Source organism: Pseudomonas oryzihabitans, from assembly GCF_014522265.1.
GTDB lineage: Bacteria > Pseudomonadota > Gammaproteobacteria > Pseudomonadales > Pseudomonadaceae > Chryseomonas > Chryseomonas aestiva.
Map to the genome: position 1 here is coordinate 3328894 of NZ_CP017024.1, position 21406 is coordinate 3350299.

General features: G+C 65.9%; 19 protein-coding genes and 3 tRNA genes. 21 read left to right on the forward strand and 1 reads right to left on the reverse strand.

Annotated features, from left to right (window positions below; all coding sequences use genetic code 11):
• Positions 1–12 precede the first annotated feature (12 nt).
• The 21 genes from aruF (at position 13) to BGI51_RS15455 (ending at position 19753) form a co-directional block, all read left to right on the forward strand.
• Complete coding sequence (aruF, locus tag BGI51_RS15355; protein ID WP_187978875.1) at positions 13–1032, forward strand: arginine/ornithine succinyltransferase subunit alpha; 1020 nt, start codon at positions 13–15, stop codon at positions 1030–1032.
• Between the two features lie 26 nt (positions 1033–1058).
• Complete coding sequence (gene astA / locus BGI51_RS15360) at positions 1059–2066, forward strand: arginine N-succinyltransferase (protein ID WP_187978876.1); 1008 nt, start codon at positions 1059–1061, stop codon at positions 2064–2066.
• Positions 2067–2075: 9 nt separating this feature from the next.
• Entirely contained in the window at positions 2076–3539 is a 1464-nt protein-coding gene (gene astD / locus BGI51_RS15365; RefSeq protein ID WP_187978877.1) for a succinylglutamate-semialdehyde dehydrogenase, read from the forward strand.
• Positions 3536–4897: an N-succinylarginine dihydrolase gene (astB, locus tag BGI51_RS15370; protein WP_187978878.1), complete on the forward strand. Its 1362-nt coding sequence runs from the start codon at positions 3536–3538 to the stop codon at positions 4895–4897. Before astD ends, astB begins: the two co-directional genes overlap by 4 nt.
• A 14-nt stretch (positions 4898–4911) precedes the next feature.
• On the forward strand, positions 4912–5208 hold the full coding sequence (locus BGI51_RS15375; protein ID WP_133859552.1) for a GTPase: 297 nt from the start codon (positions 4912–4914) through the stop codon (positions 5206–5208).
• A 156-nt stretch (positions 5209–5364) separates the two neighbouring features.
• On the forward strand, positions 5365–6372 hold the full coding sequence (astE, locus tag BGI51_RS15380; RefSeq protein WP_187978879.1) for a succinylglutamate desuccinylase: 1008 nt from the start codon (positions 5365–5367) through the stop codon (positions 6370–6372).
• A gap of 11 nt (positions 6373–6383) precedes the next feature.
• Positions 6384–7382, forward strand: coding sequence for a low-specificity L-threonine aldolase (gene ltaE, locus BGI51_RS15385; RefSeq protein WP_187978880.1), 999 nt, complete (start codon positions 6384–6386; stop codon positions 7380–7382).
• 185 nt (positions 7383–7567) lie between these two features.
• Positions 7568–10192: an alanine--tRNA ligase gene (gene alaS / locus BGI51_RS15390; RefSeq protein WP_187978881.1), complete on the forward strand. Its 2625-nt coding sequence runs from the start codon at positions 7568–7570 to the stop codon at positions 10190–10192.
• A gap of 226 nt (positions 10193–10418) precedes the next feature.
• A complete protein-coding gene (locus BGI51_RS15395; RefSeq protein ID WP_133859548.1) occupies positions 10419–11654 on the forward strand; it encodes an aspartate kinase in 1236 nt (411 codons plus the stop codon).
• A gap of 156 nt (positions 11655–11810) precedes the next feature.
• Complete coding sequence (gene csrA / locus BGI51_RS15400) at positions 11811–11996, forward strand: carbon storage regulator CsrA (RefSeq protein ID WP_007159101.1); 186 nt, start codon at positions 11811–11813, stop codon at positions 11994–11996.
• 61 nt (positions 11997–12057) lie between these two features.
• Positions 12058–12148, forward strand: a tRNA-Ser gene (locus tag BGI51_RS15405).
• Positions 12149–12254: 106 nt separating this feature from the next.
• A tRNA-Arg gene (locus BGI51_RS15410) sits at positions 12255–12331 on the forward strand.
• A 60-nt stretch (positions 12332–12391) separates the two neighbouring features.
• Positions 12392–12468: transfer RNA gene (locus BGI51_RS15415), tRNA-Arg, on the forward strand.
• 142 nt (positions 12469–12610) lie between these two features.
• Complete coding sequence (locus BGI51_RS15420) at positions 12611–13051, forward strand: acyl-CoA thioesterase (protein ID WP_187978882.1); 441 nt, start codon at positions 12611–12613, stop codon at positions 13049–13051.
• 2 nt (positions 13052–13053) lie between these two features.
• Positions 13054–14052, forward strand: coding sequence for a tRNA dihydrouridine synthase (locus tag BGI51_RS15425; protein ID WP_187978883.1), 999 nt, complete (start codon positions 13054–13056; stop codon positions 14050–14052).
• Between the two features lie 153 nt (positions 14053–14205).
• Positions 14206–16209, forward strand: a complete 2004-nt coding sequence (locus BGI51_RS15430) for an FUSC family protein (RefSeq protein ID WP_187978884.1) — start codon at positions 14206–14208, stop codon at positions 16207–16209.
• Complete coding sequence (locus BGI51_RS15435) at positions 16196–16399, forward strand: DUF1656 domain-containing protein (protein WP_042135685.1); 204 nt, start codon at positions 16196–16198, stop codon at positions 16397–16399. Before BGI51_RS15430 ends, BGI51_RS15435 begins: the two co-directional genes overlap by 14 nt.
• A 28-nt stretch (positions 16400–16427) precedes the next feature.
• Complete coding sequence (locus BGI51_RS15440; protein ID WP_187978885.1) at positions 16428–17330, forward strand: efflux RND transporter periplasmic adaptor subunit; 903 nt, start codon at positions 16428–16430, stop codon at positions 17328–17330.
• 96 nt (positions 17331–17426) lie between these two features.
• Positions 17427–17738, forward strand: coding sequence for a DUF485 domain-containing protein (locus BGI51_RS15445; protein ID WP_133859542.1), 312 nt, complete (start codon positions 17427–17429; stop codon positions 17736–17738).
• Positions 17735–19390 carry a cation acetate symporter gene (locus BGI51_RS15450; RefSeq protein ID WP_187978886.1) on the forward strand — a complete coding sequence of 552 codons (1656 nt, stop codon included), beginning with the start codon at positions 17735–17737 and terminating at the stop codon, positions 19388–19390. Before BGI51_RS15445 ends, BGI51_RS15450 begins: the two co-directional genes overlap by 4 nt.
• Before the next feature lie 204 nt (positions 19391–19594).
• Positions 19595–19753, forward strand: a complete 159-nt coding sequence (locus BGI51_RS15455) for a DUF3309 family protein (protein ID WP_007159093.1) — start codon at positions 19595–19597, stop codon at positions 19751–19753.
• A 157-nt stretch (positions 19754–19910) separates the two neighbouring features.
• Here BGI51_RS15455 and dacB read toward each other — a convergent pair whose 3' ends face one another.
• Positions 19911–21374 (reverse strand): D-alanyl-D-alanine carboxypeptidase/D-alanyl-D-alanine endopeptidase, encoded by a 1464-nt coding sequence (gene dacB, locus BGI51_RS15460; protein WP_133859540.1) that lies wholly within the window; start codon positions 21372–21374, stop codon positions 19911–19913.
• Positions 21375–21406 lie beyond the last annotated feature (32 nt).

Consider the following 21406-nt stretch of genomic DNA (forward strand, 5'->3'; position numbering starts at 1 on the left):
CAAGGAGTTCTCATGCTGGTAATGCGCCCTGCGCGCGCGGCGGATCTGCCCCTGGTCCAGCGGCTCGCCGCGGATAGCCCGGTTGGCGTCACCTCGCTGCCCGACAACCCCGAACGGTTGCGCGACAAGATCCGCACCTCGGAGTCGTCGCTGGCGGCCGAGGTGGGCTTCCATGGCGAGGAGAGCTATTTCTTCGTGCTCGAAGACACCCGCAGCGGCGAGCTGCTGGGCTGTTCGGCCATCGTCGCCTCGGCCGGTTTCTCCGAGCCCTTCTACAGCTTTCGCAACGAGACCTTCATCCACGCCTCGCGCGAGCTGAAGATCCACAACAAGGTCCATGTGCTGTCGCTCTGTCACGACCTGACCGGCAACAGCGTGCTGAGCAGCTTCTACGTCCAGCGCCCGCTGCTCGACACCCCTCACGCCGAACTCAATTCCCGCGCCCGTCTGCTGTTCATGGCCGCCCACCCGGCGCGTTTCGCCGATACGGTGGTGGTGGAGATCGTCGGGCTGGCGGACGATGACGGCGAATCGCCGTTCTGGAACGGGGTAGGGCGCAACTTCTTCGACATGGACTACGCCGCCGCCGAGCGCCTGTCCGGGCAGAAGAGTCGCACCTTTCTCGCCGAACTGATGCCGACCTATCCGCTCTATGTGCCCCTGCTGCCCGACAGCGCCCAGGAAGCCATGGGGCAGGTGCATCCCCGGGCTCAGATCACCTTCGACATCCTCAGCCGGGAAGGCTTCGAAACCGACAACTACATCGACATCTTCGATGGCGGTCCGACCCTGCACGCCCGCACCACGGCCATCCGCTCCATCGCCGAGAGCCGCCTGGCGCCGGTGAGCGAAGGTAGTCCGGCCGGCGACGAGGCACCCTGGTTCCTGGTCGCCAACGATGGCCTGGAAAATTTTCGGGCGCTGGCCACGCCGCTGCGCTGGACGCCTGGCGAAGCCGTCGTCCTTTCCCCCGAGCAGATCGCCACCCTGGAGATCGCCGAAGGCGACCGGGTTCGTCTGGTAGCGCTGTAGCCGACCCTAGCGTCTTTGGAGGTCCGATGATCGTCCGTCCCGTCACCCGTGCCGATGTGCCCGCGCTGCTGCAACTGGCGCAGGCGGCCGGCGCCGGTCTCACCACCCTGCCAGCCAGCGAGGAACGCCTGGCGCAGCGGGTGGAAAATGCCGAGCGCAGCTTTCTGCGCCAGGTCGAATCCGCCGACGCGGACTATCTGTTCGTCCTGGAAGAGGACGGCGAGGTCATCGGCATCGCGGGGATCGCCGCGGCCCTGGGGCTGCGTGAGCCCTGGTACAACTACCGGGTCGGCCTGACGGTGAGCGCCTCGCGCGAACTGGACATCCACCGGCAGATCCCCACGCTGTTTCTGGCCAATGACATGACCGGCAGCTCCGAACTCTGCTCGCTGTTCCTGCGCGCCGATCGGCGCGGTGGCGCGGCCGGGCGCCTGCTGTCCAAGTCACGCTTCCTGTTCATCGCCGAATTCCGCGAGCTGTTCGCCGAGCGCATCATCGCCGAATTGCGCGGCATGTCCGATGACCAGGGCCAGTCACCCTTCTGGGAAGCCCTGGGCCGGCATTTCTTCAAGATGGAATTTTCCCAGGCGGACTACCTCACCGGCATCGGCAATCGCGGTTTCATCGCCGAGCTGATGCCGCGCTTTCCGCTGTACACCTGCTTCCTGTCGCCGGAAGCGCGCCAGGTGATCGGTCGGGTGCACCCGGATACCGAGGCCGCGCGCCGCCTGCTGGAGGCCGAGGGCTTCAACTACCAGGGCTATGTCGACATCTTCGACGCGGGTCCGACCGTCGAGGCCGAGACCGCCAAGGTGCGCGCGATCCGCGACAGCCAGCGCCTGGTCCTCGCGGTCGGCACGCCGGGCGACGATGCCGAGGTCTATCTGATCCACAACCGCAAATGCCAGGACTGTCGCATCACCAGCGCCCGCGCGCGCCTGGCTTCCGGCACCCTGGTGGTCGATCTGGCCACTGCCCGCGAACTGCGGCTGATGGCCGGCGCTCAGGTGCGCGCCGTGCGGCTGATGCCCTGAGGAGACCCCATGGATAGCCTCTATATCGCTGGTCAGTGGTGCCCCGGACGTGGCGAGACCTTCACCTCGCTCGATCCCTACGCCGGTACCTCGCTCTGGCAGGGCGCCGCCGCGGATGCAGCGGACGTCGATCAGGCGATCGCCGCGGCGCGCCAGGCCTTTCCTGCCTGGGAAAGACGCGGCCAGGCCGCGCGCCTGGAAATTCTGCAGGCGTTCGCCCAGGCGCTGCAGCAACGTCGTCCCGCGCTGACCCGGGCCTTGGCCGAGGAAACCGGCAAGCCGCTGTGGGAGGCCGATACCGAGCTCGGCAGCATGATCGCCAAGGTGGCCATCTCGGCCCAGGCCGAAGCGGCCCGCGGTGGCGAGCGCGCGGCCAGCGTGGCGGACGCCCGCAGCGTCACGCGTCATCGACCGCATGGTGTCCTGGCGGTCTTCGGTCCCTACAATTTTCCCGGCCATCTGCCCAATGGCCATATCGTCCCGGCGCTGCTGGCTGGCAACACGGTGGTATTCAAGCCCAGCGAGCTGACGCCGCGTTTCGCCGCCCTGACCCTGGAATGCTGGATCGCCGCCGGGCTGCCGGCCGGGGTGCTCAATCTCGTGCAGGGCGGCCGGACCACCGGCGAGGCCCTGGCCGCGCATCCGGGCCTGGACGGCATCCTCTTCACTGGCTCCAGCGCCACCGGCGCGGCGCTGCATCGTCTCAACGCGGACCGTCCGCAGCGACTGCTGGCGCTGGAGATGGGCGGCAACAATCCCCTGGTGGTGGCGCCGGTGGCCGATCTGGACGCCGCCGTGGTGACCATCGTCCAGTCGGCCTTCCTCTCTGCCGGGCAGCGCTGCACCTGTGCCCGCCGCCTGCTCGTACCCGAAGGGGCCTGGGGCGATGCCCTGCTGGCGCGCCTGGTGAGTGTCAGTGCCGGGCTCAGCACCGGTCCCTTCGACGCCGATCCGGCGCCCTTCATGGGCACCGTCATCTCTCTTGCCGCTGCCCAGGCCCTGCTGCAGACCCAGGCCCAGCGCCTGGCGCAGGGTGGCCGGGCACTGCTGGAGTTGCGGCAGCCGGAGCCCCAGCGAGCGCTGCTCACGCCGGGGATCATCGAGGTGTCGGGGATCGCCGACCTGCCCGATGAAGAGGTCTTCGGGCCGCTGTTGCAGGTCCAGCGCTATGGCGACTTCGACGAGGCGCTGGCGCTTGCCAATGCCACTCGCTTTGGCCTGGCGGCCGGCCTGCTGGCCGACGATCCGGCCCTTTACGAACGCTTCTGGCAAGGGGTGCGCGCCGGCATCGTCAACTGGAATCGGCCCCTGACCGGGGCGGCCAGTGCCGCCCCCTTCGGCGGCGTCGGTGCCTCGGGCAATCATCGACCCAGCGCCTATTACGCCGCGGACTACTGCGCCTTCCCGGTCGCCTCGCTGGAAAGCGACGCCCTGACCCTGCCTAGCCAACTGCCTCCAGGACTACAGCTATGAGTCAACTCGCCCCTGCCGCGCGGGAGGTCAATTTCGACGGCCTGGTCGGTCCGACCCACAACTATGCCGGCCTGTCCTACGGCAACGTGGCCTCCCAGGCCAGCAAGCAGCAGTGCTCGAATCCACGCGAGGCCGCGCGCCAGGGCCTGGCCAAGATGCAGGCGCTGATGGAGCTGGGTTTCGAGCAGGGTGTGCTGGCCCCTCACGAAAGACCCGACATCGCCTCGCTGCGCCGCCTGGGGTTCGCCGGCAGCGATGCCCAGGTGCTGGAGGGTGCGGCGCGCGAAGCCTTGCCGCTGCTGCTGTCCGCCAGTTCCGCCTCGGCCATGTGGACGGCCAATGCCGCCACCGTCAGCCCCAGCGCCGACACCCGCGACGGCCGCGTGCATTTCACCCCGGCCAACCTGGCCTGCAAGTTCCACCGCAGCCTCGAACCCAGCACCACGGCGCGTATCCTCCAGGCGATGTTTCGCGATCCCGCGCATTTCCAGCACCATGCGCCGCTGCCCTCGGTGGCCCAGTTCGGCGACGAGGGCGCGGCCAACCACACCCGCTTCAGTCGCGACCACGGCGCCCCGGGCGTGGAATTCTTCGTCTTCGGTCGCAGCGCCTTCGATCCGCGCTATCCCGAGCCCCATCGCTATCCGGCGCGGCAGACCCTGGAAGCCTCCCAGGCCATCGCCCGTCTGCATGGCCTGAGCGAGGAGGGCGTGGTGTTCGCCCAGCAGAATCCGGCGGTGGTGGACCAGGGCGTCTTCCACAACGACGTCATCTCGGTGGGCAACGCCCAGGTGCTGTTCCACCATGAGGATGCCTTCCTCGACAGCGACCACGTACTCGACGAATTGCAAGCCAAGCTCGCCCGACGCGGCGCCACCTTGCAGCGCCTCTGCGTGCGGCGCAGCGAGATCAGCGTCGGCGACGCCGTGCGCTCCTATCTGTTCAACAGCCAGCTGCTGGATCGACCGGGGCAGGGCGCATTGCTGGTGGTGCCCGACGAGTGCCGACAGAATCCGCTGGTCTGGGACTATCTGCAGGCCCAGGTCGGCGGCGCAGGCCCGCTGGGTGAGGTCAAGGTCTTCGATCTCAAGCAGAGCATGCAGAACGGCGGTGGCCCCGCCTGCCTGCGCCTGCGCGTGGCGCTCACCGCCGACGAGCTGGCCGCGGTGAATCCGGGGGTGCGCTTTACCCCGGCGCTGCACGCCCAGCTGCTCGACTGGGTGGATCGCCACTACCGCGACCGCCTGACACCTGCGGATCTCGCCGATCCCCAGTTGCTGGGCGAGGTCCGCACCGCCCTCGACGAGTTGACCCAGTTGCTGGGCCTCGGCTCGGTCTATCCCTTTCAATTGCCCTGACCTCCGGAGCCCCCATGAGCCACCTTCTCGATCTCATCCTCGAACCCACCGCGGACGAGCAGCAGACGCTGCAGGTCCAGCGCCTGGCCATCCGCCTGGCCGGTCGCGACCTCTGGCTGGAAGCCGATGGCAGCGGCGGTCTCAACATCTTCGCCGACTCCCAGGATGATGAGGAGCAGACCCCGGTCCTGGTGCTGCGCCCCCAGGCTCTCAATGCCCTGGGCCTGTCCATCGCCCTGGAGACCTTCGCCGACGAAGGCGATGAGAATCACGTGCATGACGCCGATTGCGGTTGCGGCCACGATCATTGAGTATCTAGTGTGGTGTTCCGGAAGTTCGCGCAAGAATTGGCGAGTGATTTTTGTCTCCGGGCAACGTCGCTTGGGGACAAAAAGCGCCGCCAAAATTGTGTAGACAACTTCTGAAGCGCCACACTAGCCCCGACACGTCGCTCAGCGGAGTAGAGCATGCCTGCATCTGAACGTTATCGGTTGGCGCTTGGCCGCCTGCTGGACCTGACCCTAGCCGGCCGCGAGCCGACCGAGAAGATTCAACTGACTGCCGACGGCACCCGTCTCCACTGGCTGACCGAAGGCGTGCTGGAAGTCACCCCGCCGGTGGCGCGCGACAACCGCATGGACCTGCTGCTCTCCGCAGGTATCCATGGCAACGAGACGGCGCCCATGGAGCTGCTCGACGCGTTGCTCAGCGGCATCGCCAGCGGCGCCCTGCGTCCCGCCTGCCGTCTGCTGTTCATGTACGGCAATCCCGACGCCATGCGCCGGGGCACCCGCTATGTCGAGCAGGATCTGAATCGCCTCTTCAATGGCCGCCACGCCCAGGCCGAGGGCTCCGAGGCGCAACGCGCCAACGACCTGGAACGCCTGTCCGCGCAGTTCTTCAGCAAGCCCGATCGGGCGCGCCTGCACTACGACCTGCACACCGCACTGCGCGCCTCGGCGCTGCCGCGCTTCGCCCTCTATCCCTGGAGCGCCGGGCGCGAGCATTCGGAAGCCGAGCTGCAGCGCCTCGAAGCCGCCGGCATCGAGGCCGTGCTGCTCTACGACAAGCCGGGCATCACCTTCAGCGCCTACACCTACGCCGAATGCCAGGCCGAGGCCCTGACCCTGGAACTGGGCCAGGCACGGCCCTTCGGCGAGAACAGCGAACTCGACCTGAGTCGCCTGCGCCTGCTGCTGGAAGCCCTGGTCGAAGGCCGCGAAGCCGAGTTGCCGCCACCGGATTCCGCGCTGCTGAGATTCCGCGTGGCGCGTCAGGTGTACAAGTCCAGTCCACGCTTCCAGTTGCACCTGGCCGACGACGTGGCCAACTTCTCGCCGCTGCGCCAGGGTTCGCTGCTGGCCGAAGACGGCAGCGAGCGCTGGATCGTCGACGAGGCCGAGGCGCGCATCATCTTCCCCAATCCCAAGGTCGCCGTCGGCCTGCGGGCCGGACTCATCGTGGTCCCGGCATAAGGAGCTAACGCTTGATCGATCTGCGCAGCGACACCGTCACCCAGCCCACGCCGGCCATGCGCCAGGCCATGCTGGCCGCCGAACTCGGCGATGACGTCTACGGCGAAGACCCCACGGTCACCCGCCTGGAACAACGTCTGGCAGGCGATCTCGGTCTGGACGCCGGACTCTTCGTGCCCAGCGGCACCATGAGCAACCTGCTCGGCCTGCTGGCGCACTGCGAGCGGGGCGACGAATACCTGGTCGGCCAGCAGGCCCATACCTACAAGTACGAGGGCGGCGGCGCCGCCGTGCTCGGCTCCATCCAGCCGCAGCCCATCGAGATGGCCGCCGACGGCAGTCTCGACCTCGACCTGGTGCGCAGCTACATCAAGGCCGATGACTTCCATTTCGCCCGCACCCGGCTGCTGGCGCTGGAAAACACCATGCACGGCAAGGTCCTGCCACTGGCCTATCTGGCGGCGGCGCGGGCCTTCACCCGGGAGCACGGCCTGGCCCTGCACCTGGATGGCGCGCGGCTGTACAACGCCGCGGTCAAGCTCGGCGTACCGGTGCGCGAGATCAGCCAGCATTTCGACTCGGTGTCGGTCTGCCTGTCCAAGGGCCTCGGCGCCCCGGTGGGTTCGGTGCTCTGCGGCGAGGCCGCGCTCATTGCCAAGGCGCGGCGCTGGCGCAAGGTGGTGGGCGGTGGCATGCGGCAGGCCGGCATCCTCGCGGCCGCCGGCCTGCATGTCCTCGATCACCAGGTCGAGCGGCTGGCCGAGGACCACGCCCACGCGGCGCAACTCGGCACTGCCCTGGCCGAGCTTGGCTATCAGGTGGAGCCGGTGCAGACCAACATGGTCTATCTCGCCCTGGGCGACGAGGCGCCCGCGCTGCATGCCTTCCTGGCCGAGCGTGGCATCCGCATCAGTCCGGCAGCACGCCTGCGGCTGGTCACCCATCTGGACGTCAGCGCCGCCGATATCGAGGCGGTTATCGCCGCCTTCTCCGCCTACCGCCGCCGCTAAGTCTTCCGACGACGTTTTTCCTGCGCAACCGGGGCGACACCGGGGCGCGGGCGTCGATATACTCCCAGACATGCGTGTCCGTTTTCCGCACGTGCCGCGTCTGCGGCGCCCGCTCCGTTCGTCTCGTCTGCGATCCAGTCGGATGCCCGTCACGCGCGTCGAAAAGCCCATTGTCTGGAATGAATATGAAAAGCGCCGAAATCCGCGAAGCCTTCCTCCGCTTCTTCGAAGAGAAGGGGCACACCCGGGTCGCCTCCAGTTCGCTGATCCCCGCGAACGATCCGACCCTGCTGTTCACCAACGCCGGGATGAATCAGTTCAAGGACTGCTTCCTCGGCATGGAAAAGCGCAGCTACACCCGCGCCGCCACCAGCCAGAAGTGCGTGCGCGCGGGCGGCAAGCACAACGACCTGGAGAACGTCGGCTACACGGCGCGTCACCACACCTTCTTCGAGATGCTGGGCAACTTCAGCTTCGGCGACTATTTCAAGCGCGACGCCATCACCTTCGCCTGGGAATTCCTCACCTCGCCCCAGTGGCTGGGTCTGCCCCGGGAAAAGCTCTGGGTCACCGTCTATGCCACCGATGACGAGGCCTACGACATCTGGACCAAGGAAGTCGGGGTGCCCGAGGCGCAGATGGTGCGCATCGGCGACAACAAGGGCGCGCCCTATGCCTCGGACAACTTCTGGACCATGGGCGACACCGGTCCCTGCGGCCCCTGCACCGAAATCTTCTTCGACCATGGCGCCGAGATCTGGGGTGGCCCGCCCGGCTCCCCGGGAGAAGACGGCGATCGCTACATCGAGATCTGGAACAACGTCTTCATGCAGTTCAACCGCACCGCCGATGGCGTCCTGCATCCGCTGCCGGCGCCCAGCGTCGACACCGGCATGGGCCTGGAGCGGGTCAGCGCGGTGCTGCAGCACGTGCATTCGAACTACGAGATCGACCTGTTCCAGCAACTCCTGGCGGCTTCGGCCGAGGCCATCGGCTGCGCCAATGACGATGCCCCGTCGCTCAAGGTGGTGGCCGACCACATCCGCTCCTGCAGCTTCCTGATCGCCGACGGCGTGCTGCCGTCCAATGAAGGCCGCGGCTACGTGCTGCGGCGCATCATTCGTCGCGCCTGCCGTCATGGCAACAAGCTGGGCGCCAAGGGCACCTTCTTCCACAGGATCGTCGCCGCCCTGGTGGCCGAAATGGGCCAGGCCTATCCCGAGTTGATCCAGCAGCAGGCGCACATCGAGCGCGTGCTGCGCACCGAGGAAGAGCAGTTCGCCAAGACCCTGGAGCAGGGTCTGAAGATCCTTGAGCAGGATCTGGCGCAACTGCAGGGCGACACCATCCCCGGTGACGTGGTGTTCAAGCTCTATGACACCTACGGCTTCCCGGTCGACCTGACCAACGACATCGCCCGCGAGCGCAACCTCAACCTCGACGAGGCCGGTTTCGAGCGCGAGATGGAAGCCCAGCGCGAGCGCGCCCGCTCCGCCAGCGCCTTTGGCGTGGATTACAACAGCCTGGTCAAGGTCGAGGGCGAAACCCGCTTCCTCGGCTACGACACCACCAGCGCCTCGGGCACCATCGTCGCCCTGTACCGTGCCGGTCAGCCGGTGGACAGCCTGGCCGAAGGCGAGGAGGGCGTGGTCATCCTCGACCAGACGCCGTTCTACGGTGAATCCGGTGGCCAGGTCGGTGATACCGGTACCCTGGAAAGCGCCGGTGTCGGCTTTGCCGTGCGCGACACCACCAAGACCCAGGGTGCCTTCCTGCACCATGGCGTGGTGACCAGGGGCAGCCTCAACGTCGGCACCGCGCTCATGGCCCAGGTCGACGCCAGCCGCCGCCAGGGCATCGCCCTGAACCACTCCGGTACCCACCTGCTGCACGCCGCGCTGCGCCAGGTGCTGGGCGATCATGTCCATCAGAAGGGCTCCCTGGTCAACGACCAGCGCCTGAGATTCGACTTCAGCCACTTCGAGGCCATCAAGCCCGAGGAGCTCAAGCGCATCGAGACCATCGTCAACGAAGAGATCCGCAAGAACAGCGCGGTGACCACCGAGGTCATGGCCATCGACGAAGCCAAGGCCCGCGGCGCCATGGCGCTGTTCGGCGAGAAGTACGGCGACGTGGTGCGCGTGGTCGGCATGGGCGGTGAGTTCTCCGTCGAGCTGTGCGGTGGCACCCATGTGGCCCAGACCGGCGACATCGGCTTGCTCAAGCTGGTCAGCGAAGGCGGCGTGGCCTCCGGCGTGCGCCGCGTGGAAGCCATCACCGGCACCGCGGCCCTGGCCTACCTCAACGGCGCCGAGGAGCAGCTGCGCGAAGCCGCCAGCCTGCTCAAGGGCAGTCGCGACAACGTGCTGGACAAGCTGGCCGCGCTGGTCGAGCGCAATCGCCAGCTGGAAAAGGAAATCGAGCAGCTCAAGGCCAAGGCCGCCAGTGCCTCGGCCGGTGACCTGCTGGACCAGGCGCAGGACGTCAAGGGCGCCAAGGTGCTCACCGCGCGCCTCGACGGTCTCGACGGCAAGGCGCTGCTGGCGCTGGTCGACCAGCTCAAGAACAAGCTCGGCAGCGGCATGATCCTGCTGGGTGGCGAAGCCGACGGCAAGGTGGTGCTGGTGGCCGGCGTCACCGCCGACCTGACCGCCAGGCTCAAGGCCGGCGAGCTGATGAAGCGCGCCGCGGCCGTGGTCGGTGGCAAGGGCGGCGGTCGTCCGGACATGGCCCAGGGCGGCGGTACCGATGCCAGCCAGCTCGAAGCGGCCCTGGCCTGTGCCGGCCAGTACGCCGAGGAAAGCCTATAGGAGCCATAATCTCGCGAGCTAGAGCCAAACAAGGCGGAAGTGCTTGAGGAAGCGGATCGGACTCGCGTTCGAATTTACGAATGGTAAATGAGCATTCCGAAAGCAATTCCAACGCCGTTTGGCCGACGCGCAGCAGATTATGAGCGGGCTCGGGTCGCCGGGGAGGGCGGCCCGCTTCCTCCCTCAACAACTTGAATCAGATTTTTCTGCGGACGGGCAGCAAGCAATGGCATTGATCGTACAGAAATTCGGCGGTACCTCGGTGGGTACGGTGGAGCGTATCGAGCAGGTCGCCGACAAGGTGAAACGCTTCCATGAGGCGGGCGACCAGATCGTGGTGGTGGTGTCGGCCATGAGCGGCGAGACCAATCGCCTGATCGGCCTCGCCAAGCAAATCATGGAGCAACCCGATCCGCGCGAGCTGGATGTCATGGTTTCCACCGGCGAGCAGGTCACCATCGGCTTGCTGACCATGGCGCTGCTCAAGCGCGGCGTCCAGGCGGTTTCCTACACGGGCAGCCAGGTGCGCATCCTTACCGACAGCGCGCACACCAAGGCACGCATCCAGCAGATCGACGACGCCCGCATCCGCGCCGACCTCAAGGCGCGCAAGGTAGTGGTCGTGGCCGGCTTCCAGGGTGTCGACGAGCAGGGCAACATCACCACCCTGGGCCGTGGTGGCTCCGACACCACCGGCGTGGCCCTGGCGGCCGCGCTGAAGGCCGATGAGTGCCAGATCTACACCGACGTCGACGGCGTCTACACCACCGATCCGCGCGTGGTGCCCCAGGCCCAGCGCCTGGACAAGATCACCTTCGAGGAAATGCTGGAAATGGCCAGCCTCGGCTCCAAGGTGCTGCAGATCCGCTCGGTGGAATTCGCCGGCAAGTACAACGTGCCGCTGCGCGTGCTGCACAGCTTTCAGGAGGGTCCGGGCACCCTCATTACCCTTGATGAAGAGGAATCCATGGAACAGCCGATCATCTCCGGCATCGCCTTCAACCGTGACGAAGCCAAGCTGACCATTCGCGGTGTGCCGGATACCCCCGGCGTGGCCTTCAAGATCCTCGGCCCGATCAGTGCGGCCAACATCGAAGTCGACATGATCGTGCAGAACGTCGCGCACGATAACACCACCGACTTCACCTTCACCGTGCACCGCAACGACTACCAGGCGGCCCTGGAGATCCTCAAGCGCACCGGCGTCGAGATCGGTGCCCGGGAGTCCGTCGGCGACACCAAGATCGCCAAGGTCTCCATCGTTGGCGTGGGCATGAGATCCCATGCCGGTGTGGCCAGCCAGATGTTCGAAGCCCTCGCCAAGGAGAGCATCAACATCCAGATGATCTCCACCTCCGAGATCAAGGTATCGGTGGTCATCGAGGAGAAATACCTCGAACTGGCCGTCCGTGCCCTGCATACCGCTTTCGAGCTCGACGCCCCCGCACGCGGCGCCGAGTGACCGGTCAGATGAGGTCCCTGCCACAGGGACCTCATCTGACGCGGGTTCTACGGAACTTTACTTGCATGGACAGAGGTCAATAGCGACTAGAACGTCCATTCAGGGATCGTTTCGGTTCATACGTGCAGACTGAGTTAAAAGCTTAAGGAGAATGGAATGCTTATTTTGACTCGTCGGGTTGGTGAGACCCTGATGGTGGGTGATGAAGTCACCGTGACGGTACTGGGAGTCAAGGGCAACCAGGTCCGTATCGGCGTCAATGCACCCAAAGAAGTCGCGGTTCATCGCGAGGAAATCTATCAGCGCATCCAGAAGGAAAAGGACCAAGAACCAAACCACTGATTTTTTTTGAATTTTTCTCTTTGCAAACGGGCAAACCTTCGATATAGTTTCGCCCCGTTGCGGTGAGGTGGCCGAGTGGCCGAAGGCGCTCCCCTGCTAAGGGAGTACACCTCAAAAGGGTGTCGAGGGTTCGAATCCCTCCCTCACCGCCATTTGCTTCAAACTGGCTCCGCTGTACTGACCGATTGGTAAGTACCTGATAAACAAGCAAATTTGCTTGACACGTCAGAAACGGAAGCTAGAATACGCAGCTTCAACGCACTCGTAGCTCAGCTGGATAGAGTACTCGGCTACGAACCGAGCGGTCGGAGGTTCGAATCCTCCCGAGTGCGCCAAATCGACGAAGCCTCTGGCTTCAGCAGTACCAGCGGTGTCCTGGTTAAACTCACCGAAACGCACTCGTAGCTCAGCTGGATAGAGTACTCGGCTACGAACCGAGCGGTCGGAGGTTCGAATCCTCCCGAGTGCGCCAAACATGAAGAAGGGCCTGCAGCGATGCAGGCCCTTTTTTATTGTCCGTGGATTCGTGCCAGTATCCGCGACCGATGACCTGGCCAGGTTCGTATCCGGTCCGGCTTCCCGTCTTCCGACCTTGCCCGCGAGAGGGTCTCTTCATGCAGTGGGACAGACCGACTCCCCATCTCCTGCCGCTGCGCATCGGCGCCGAGCACATCGACGGCCTGGGCCATGCCAACAACGCCGTCTACGTCAGCTGGCTCGAACAGTGCGCCTGGCAGCACTCGGCGGCCCTGGGTCTGGATCTGGCCACCTTCCAGCGCCTGGATCGCGCCATGGCCGTGGTACGCCACGAGATCGACTACCTCAGCAGTGGCTATCGGGACGATGAGCTGGTGCTGGGCACCTGGCTGGTGGACTGGGATCGCCGTCTGCGCATGACCCGGCAATTCCAGTTGCAGCGGCCCGCCGATGGCGTGACCCTGCTGCGCGCCCGGACGACCTTCGTCTGCATCGAGCTGTCTTCCGGCAAGCCCAGGCGCATGCCACCCGAATTCCTGGTTGGCTATGGCCAGGCGCTCCCTGGCGAGGACCTCTGAGCATGGAGATCGCCCTGGCGCCCATGGAGGGTCTCGTCGACGACATCCTGCGCGAACTGCTGACCGAGGTGGGTGGACTCGACTGGTGCGTGAGCGAATTCATCCGCGTCTGTGATCGGCTGCTGCCGGCGGCGGCCTTCGCCAAGCTGGCACCGGAGCTGGAGGAGGGCGCGCGCACGCCATCCGGTACGCCCATGCGGGTGCAACTGCTGGGCTCGGATCCGGCCTGCCTGGCGGACAACGCGGCCTTTGCCTGCACCCTGGGCGCGCCAGTGATCGATCTCAACTTCGGCTGCCCGGCCAAGACCGTCAACAAGTCCCGCGGCGGAGCGGTGCTGCTCAAGGAGCCGGAGCTGCTCAACCGCATTGTCGAGAGCGTGCGCCAGGCCGTTCCGGCGCACATTCCGGTCACCGCCAAGATGCGCCTGGGCTATGACAGCCCGAACGGCGCCCTGGCCTGCGCCGAGGCGCTGGCGGAGGGGGGCGCGGCGCAACTGGTGGTCCATGCGCGGACCAAGGTCGAGGGTTATCGTCCGCCGGCGCACTGGGAGTGGGTGGCGCGGGTGGCTGACCGGGTGTCCGTGCCGGTGCTGGCCAATGGCGAGATCTGGACCCTGGACGACTACTGGCGCTGTCGCAGCGTCAGCGGCCAGGCCTCGGTGATGCTGGGGCGCGGTCTGGTCTCGCGACCGGACCTGGCGCTGCAGATCGCCGCTGCCGTACGCGGAGAAGAAGCCGTCCCGCAGAGCTGGGCCGAGATCCTGCCGCGGGTGCAGCGCTTCTGGAGCATGGCGCAACGCAAGCTGGCACCGCGCTATGCCCCGGGACGCCTCAAGCAGTGGCTTGGCATGCTGACGCGCAGCTATCCCGAGGCTGCGGCCCTGTTCGCCCAGGTGCGGCGCGAATCCGATTGCGCCCTGATCGACCGCCTGCTTGGCATGACCGGACAAAACCCGGCAAACCTTGATCTCGATCAAGAGCGGCGGCTGCAACTCGGCTAGTCTGCAGGGAGTGGTGACGACGGAGCGTCGTCGCTCGAGCACGCAAGGCACTTCAGGCGACCCCGGGTCGCCTTTTTTTCGTCCGGCATAACCGCTGGAACTTCGCCTGGGCCGCGCGGCCTATGCTGGATCCCCCGCAATCCAAGAGCCGACGTGCGTCTACCCTGGACGGTCTTTCTCGCTCCCACGCCGACGGCGCTCCTCTTTGCCGGCAAGACCCTGTTCGCCGCCGGACTGGCGCTCTGGCTGGCCTTTCGCTTCAGTCTCGAACAACCGGTCTGGGCCTGCATGACAGTGATGATCGTCTCCCAGCCGCTGTCCGGCATGGTGCTGGCCAAGGGATTGTTCCGCCTGCTCGGCACCCTCGTCGGCACCTGCATGGCGGTGGTGCTGATGGGCTTCTTCGCCCAGACGCCCTGGCTGTTCCTGCTCGCGCTGGCCGGCTGGATGGCGCTGTGCACGGCGGCCTCGACCCTGCTGCGCAATCACGTCGCCTATGGCTTCGTGCTGGCCGGCTATACGGTCGCCATCATCGGCCTGCCCGCCATCGCCCATCCGCTGACGGTGTTCGACCAGGCGGTGGCCCGCTGTACCGAGATCTGCCTGGGTATCGTCGTGGCCTCGGCGGTGAGTGCGCTGTTCTGGCCGCAACGGGTGGAGCAGAATCTAGCTGTCCAGGCACGCCGCACCTGGGAACAGGGCGTGGCTGCCGCCCGGGCGGAGCTGGCCGAGGCCCAGGATGCAACCCAGGGACTGCTGGCCATGCTCGGTCAGGTGGTGGCGGTGGATGCCCAGCGCGATCACGCCTGGTTCGAAGGCCAGCGCGGCCGGCAGCGCGCCAGGGCGTTGCGGCTGCTGTCGCGGGACCTGCTCAGCCTGTTGCGGACCGCTCGCGGCGCCATGCGCCAGTGGCGTGGCCTGGACGAGCCGCGGAGGGCCGTCCTGCAGCCCTGGCGCGACGAACTGCTTACGACCCTGGCCGACCCCCAGGCTCCGGCCCTGGAAGCCCTCCTGCAGCGTCTGCGAGAGGCTGCCGGCACCTCGCCGCAACTCGACAACGACCAGCGCTACCTGCTGGCCCGTTTCGCCATCCTGCTGGACAAGATCCTGCTCGCCGGTCGCGCTCTGGACAGCGTCCATACGGCCCGGCTCAGCGCCGTGGCGCCCTCGGCGCTAGCCCGCCATCGCGATGTCCAAACGGCGCTGCTCTATGGCCTGCGCAGCGCCTGTGCGTTGCTGGCCGTGGGGGTGTTCTGGCTGGCCAGTGCCTGGCCGTCCGCGCCAGGCGCCATGCTGATGGCCGGCGTCATCTGCAGCCTGTTCGCCAATCGCGACAACGCCGCCGCCATCGGCCTCGGTTTCCTGCGGGGCATTCTCTATGCGGCGCCGGTCGCCATCCTGATCAGCCAGGTGCTGCTGCCGCAGATCAGCGGCTATCCGCTGCTGTGCCTGGTGCTGGGGGTGCCGCTGTTTTTTGCCGCCCTGGGGATGGCCGGGCCTCCCAGCGTGGTGGGGACAGCGACGGCCTTCGCCATCCATCTGCTGGTGCTGGTCTCGCCCAACAACCACGGCCAGGTGGAGATGGGTGCCTTGCTCAACCAGCTGCAGAGTCTGCTGATCGGCGTCGGTTCGGCCGTGCTCATGTTCCGGCTGATCAGTCTGCGCACGCCGCGGCGCACCAGTCGCCGGATCCTCGAGGCCACCACCCACGACCTGCAGCGGCTGACCACGGTCCCCCTGGCCAATGCCGAGACCTGGTTCGGCGGGCGGATGGCGGATCGCCTGCTGCTGCTGGCGCGGCATATCGAGCAGTTGTCGGCCAGCGAACGCGGCCGCTGGGAGCGGGGCCTGCTGGCGCTCGATCTGGGCAACGAGCTGCTGCACCTGCGCGCCTGCCTGGCAGGTGCCCGGGGCGAAGTGGCACGGGCGCGGGATGCCTTTCTCGGGCGCTTCGCCGAGCAACTGGCGGTCGGCTTCGATGACCTGCAGCCGGACGCGCTGGACACGGCGGCCCAGCGCCTGCGCGTGGCGCTGGGCCAGGCCCCCGACGATGAGCCGCATCGCCTGGCGCGCGGCGCCATCGGCCAGCTCCAGCAGACCTGGCGTGGCTGTTGTCTGAAAGCGGTAGCGGAGGAGGGCGCGGATGAATCTGCATGAATGGGCCATCGGCGGGGTCTATCTGGGGCCGCTGTTCGTCTATGGCGTCCTGGCGCTGCTGCTGACGGCGCTGTCGCTGTGGCTGCTGCAGCGCAGCGGCCTCGGCCGCCATCTGTGGCACAGCGCCCTGTTCGGCTGTGCGCTGTTCGTGCTCTGGCTGGCCGGCCTCGTCGCCGTCCTGGCCACCTGAGCCCCCTGACAAGAGGATCCCCAAGGCGATGCACAAGACCCTGCGTGTGGCGATAACCCTGAGCGTGGTACTGCTCGCCATCCTGGCCGGCACCTGGCTGTGGCATTTCTATCTCTACACCCCCTGGACCCGCGATGCGCGGGTACGGGCGGACGTGGTGGTGGTGGCGCCCGACGTGTCGGGCTGGGTGACGCGCCTGGCAGTGGTGGACAACCAGCTGGTAAAGCGCGGCGATCTGCTCCTGCAGATCGACCAGCAGCGCTATCAGGCCAATCTCGACCATGCCAAGGCGGTGGCCGATACGCGCCAGCAGCAACTGCGTCTGCGCGAAAGCGAGGCGGCCCGGCGCCAACGCCTGGGTACCAGTGCCATCAGCGCGGAGGACCGCGAGACCGCCCAGGTCAATGTCGCCGTCGCCCGCAGCCAGTACCAGGAAGCCCTGAGCGACGTGAACCTGGCCCAGATCAACCTGGATCGCAGCCGGGTGCTGGCGCCGCGGGAGGGGCGGATCACCAACCTCAGATTCGCCGAGGGCAACTATGTGCAGACCGGCCAGGCGGTGATGGCGCTGGTGGATACCCGTTCCTTCTACGTCATGGCCTATTTCGAGGAAACCAAGATCCCCCATATCCACCCCGGCGCTGCGGTACGGGTGCGCCTGATGAACCAGGCAGCGCCGCTGCAGGGACGGGTGGCGAGCATCAGCAGCGGCATCACCGATCGCAATGCGGCCAATGATGCCCAGTTGCTGGCCAACGTCGAGCCGACCTTCAACTGGGTACGCCTGGCGCAGCGCATTCCGGTGCGCATCGAACTGCTCGACGTACCGGCGGATATCCACCTCAGTGCGGGGATGACAGCGAGCGTTTCAGTGCTCGATGGCGAGGGTCACCACCCGTTGCAGGGCTGGCGTCGCCTCTGGGATTACTGAGGTCTGGAGGGGTACGACTAAAGTCGTCTGGAAGCCTTACCGGGCGGGCCTAGAGTAGAGCTCGACGCTCCCGTCATGCTGTAAGGAACAACAATAATGAATGACAGCACCTACCGGCGGATTGAAGCCAGTCCGCGTTTCCAGGAGCTGGTGGCGAAACGCGGGCGATTCGCCTGGACGCTTTCGGCCATCATGCTCGGACTCTATTCCGCCTTCATCCTCCTGATCGCCTTCGCCCCCAAGGTCCTCGGCACCCGTATCCATGCGGAGACCGCCATGACCTGGGGCATTCCCCTGGGCGTCGGTCTGATCCTTTCGGCCTTCGTCCTGACCGGTATCTATGTACGCCGGGCCAATGGCGAATTCGATCGGCTCAACGCGGAAATCCTCCGGGAGGTGCAGCCATGAAACGTCTTTCCCTGACCGCCGCGCTGCTGGCCCTCTCGCCTTCGCTCTGGGCCGCCGATGCCATCAGCGGCGCGGTCCAGCGCCAACCCCTGAACGTCTCCGCCATCCTGATGTTCGTGGCCTTCGTCGGGGCCACCCTGGGCATCACTTACTGGGCCTCGAAACGCAATCGCTCTGCCGCGGACTACTACGCCGCCGGTGGACGCATCACCGGTTTCCAGAACGGCCTGGCGATCGCCGGTGACTACATGTCGGCCGCCTCCTTCCTGGGCATTTCCGCCCTGGTGTTCACCTCCGGCTACGACGGCCTGATCTACTCCATCGGCTTCCTGGTGGGCTGGCCGATCATCCTGTTCCTGATCGCCGAGCGCCTGCGCAACCTGGGCAAGTACACCTTCGCCGACGTGGCCTCCTATCGCCTCAAGCAGAAGGACATCCGTACCCTGTCCGCCTGCGGGTCGCTGGTGGTGGTCGCCCTCTACCTGATCGCCCAGATGGTCGGTGCCGGCAAGCTGATCCAGCTGCTGTTCGGCCTGGACTACAGCATCGCCGTGGTGCTGGTGGGTATCCTGATGGTGCTCTATGTGCTCTTCGGCGGCATGCTGGCCACCACCTGGGTACAGATCATCAAGGCGGTGCTGCTGCTCTCCGGTGCCAGTTTCATGGCCTTCATGGTGATGAAGCACGTCGGCTTCGACTTCAACCGCCTGTTCGCCGAAGCCATCGCCGTGCATCCGAAGGGCGAAGCCATCATGAGTCCCGGCGGTCTGGTGAAGGATCCGATCTCGGCCTTCTCCCTGGGTCTGGCGCTGATGTTCGGCACCGCCGGCCTGCCGCACATCCTGATGCGCTTCTTCACCGTCAGTGACGCCAAGGAAGCCCGCAAGAGCGTGTTCTACGCTACCGGCTTCATCGGTTATTTCTACATCCTGACCTTCATCATCGGCTTTGGCGCCATCCTGCTGGTCAGCACCAACCCGGCCTTCAAGGACGCCGCCGGCGCCCTGCTGGGTGGCAACAACATGGCCGCGGTACACCTGGCCAACGCCGTGGGTGGCAGCATCTTCCTGGGCTTCATCTCGGCGGTGGCCTTTGCCACCATCCTGGCGGTGGTCGCCGGTCTGACCCTGGCCGGTGCTTCGGCGGTCTCCCATGACCTCTACGCCAGCGTGATCAAGCAGGGCAAGGCCAACGAGAAGGACGAGATCCGCGTCTCCAAGATGACCACCGTGGCGCTGGGCGTCGTCGCCATCGCCCTTGGCATCCTCTTCGAGAAGCAGAACATCGCCTTCATGGTGGGCCTGGCGTTCTCCATCGCCGCCAGCTGCAACTTCCCCATCCTGCTGCTTTCGATGTACTGGAAGCGGCTGACCACTCGTGGCGCCATGATCGGTGGCTGGCTCGGCCTGATCACCGCAGTGGCCCTGATGGTGCTCGGCCCGACCATCTGGGTGACCATCCTCGGTCATGCCAAGCCGATCTACCCCTATGAATACCCGGCGCTGTTCTCCATTGCCGTGGCCTTCATCGGTATCTGGTTCTTCTCCATCACCGACAAGTCGGCGGCTGGCGAAGAAGAGCGTGCGCGCTTCTATCCGCAGTTCGTCAGATCCCAGACCGGTCTGGGTGCCAGCGGCGCCGTCTCGCACTGACAGATATCTGCGACAAGACCAAGCCCGGATCTCTGATCCGGGCTTTCTTTTGGGCGTGAAAACACCGACTTGGCATGGGCAGCCGGAGTTACCTGACGACGTCGGGATTTTCCGTCGCTGGCGCGGGTCCATGGAATAGGCCCGTTGCTTCGTATCAAGCTGTTACGGCGACGGTCGACCCCTGGCCTCCATGGAGAATGGCAGATGACTCTCTCGACCATCCTGGTTCTGGTGCTGCTGGTCCTGCTCATCGGCGGACTTCCGGTATTCCCGCATTCGCGCAGCTGGGGCTATGGCCCGTCCGGTATCGTGGGCGCCATCCTGGTCGTCCTGCTGGTACTGCTCTTGCTCGGCATGATCTAGCCCGTCAAAGGCCTGAAAATGCCCCACAAGGGTGCGTGGGACAAAGTTCTTGCCCAATGCGGTGCAGCGCGGTAACGTCGGCTTTCCGGCCTGCCTTGCCGAGTGTGGTAAACAAAACCGGCGTCTGTGCAAGCAGACGCCGGTTTTGTTTTGCGCGTCAGTTGGCGACCGCGCCATCCTGGCGGCTGCGCTGATAGAGGTCCAGCACCACCTCGTCCAGGATCGACGAAGCTCCCCAGGGGCGGCTGCTGTTGAGAATGGCGACCACCACCCAGTTGCGCGCGTTGGCGTCCCGGACGAAGCCCGCCAGGGCCCGTACATTGTTCAGGGTGCCGGTCTTCATGTGGGCCTGGCCGGTCAGCGGTGAATTCTTCATGCGCTTGCGCAGGGTGCCGTCCATGCCGGCCAGCGGCAGTGAAGAGATGAACTCCGGGCCATAGGGACTCTGCCAGGCGGCGCGCAGGATCTCCGCCATCTCCCGGGCACTGACCCGCTCGGTCCGGGACAGGCCGGAGCCGTTCTCCATGATCAGGTGACTGGCGTTGATGCCCTTGCGCGCCAGCCACGAACGGATGACTCGCAGCGCCGCCTTGCTGTCGTCGGCATCCGCCGAGGTGCGGAATTGCGCCCCGATGGAGAGGAACAGCTGCTGGGCCATGGTGTTGTTGCTGTACTTGTTGATGTCGCGAATGATCTCCACCACATCGGGCGAGAAGGCCCGGGCGAGCAGCTCGGCATTGCGCGGCACGCTGCCCTCGCGGGTACGGCCCTTGATGCTGCCACCCAGTTCCTGCCAGATGGCCCGGACCGCGCCGGCGGTATAGGCCGGGTGATCGAGCAGCGACAGATAGCTCTGGGCGTTGCAGCCGTCCGGCAACTGGCCGCTGACGATGAGGCTGGTACTGCCATCGGCCTGAGGCACCGGATTGAAGCGCACTTCGGGCCAGGCCGGGCAACCGCTCTTGCCGGTGGCGCGCATCTGGTTGTCGATGTTGACGTTGGTCAGCGGCGGATCCATGGAGACGCTGACCCGGCCATCGGCCGAGCGGACCACCATGCGCACCGACTTGAGATTGACCAGCAGCGAGTCCGGACCGACCAGGAAGGTCTTGTTCTCGTCTTCGCCATCGTCGTTGAAGGCCGGCAGATTGGGTTTCACGAAGCGACCGCGATCCAGCACCAGGTCACCGGTGACTTCCAGCACGCCATTGGCGCGCAGATCACGCATGAGCAGCCACAGCCGCTCCATGTTCAGCTTGGGATCGCCGCCACCCTTGAGGTAGAGATTGCCGTTGAGGATGCCGTCCTTGAGCGTGCCGTCGGTATAGAACTCGGTCTTCCACTGATAGGTGGGACCCAGCAGTTCCAGGGCGGCAAAGGTGGTGATCAGCTTCATGGTCGAAGCCGGATTCACCGAGACGTCGGCATTGTAGTAGTCGTTCTCGCCCGGGCCATCGAGGGGCAGCATCACCAGCGACAGGTCGCTGCCGGGAATCTTGTTGGTCTGCATCGCCTTTTCGATTCGCGGCGGCAGGTAGGAGGTATCGGCATTGACGGGCAGGGAAAAGCCCAGGGCGCAGCAGCTCAGCAGCAGGCCCAGAGATCGGAAGGTCTTTCGCATCGGGACACACACCTTGGCAGGGTATCGGCCTA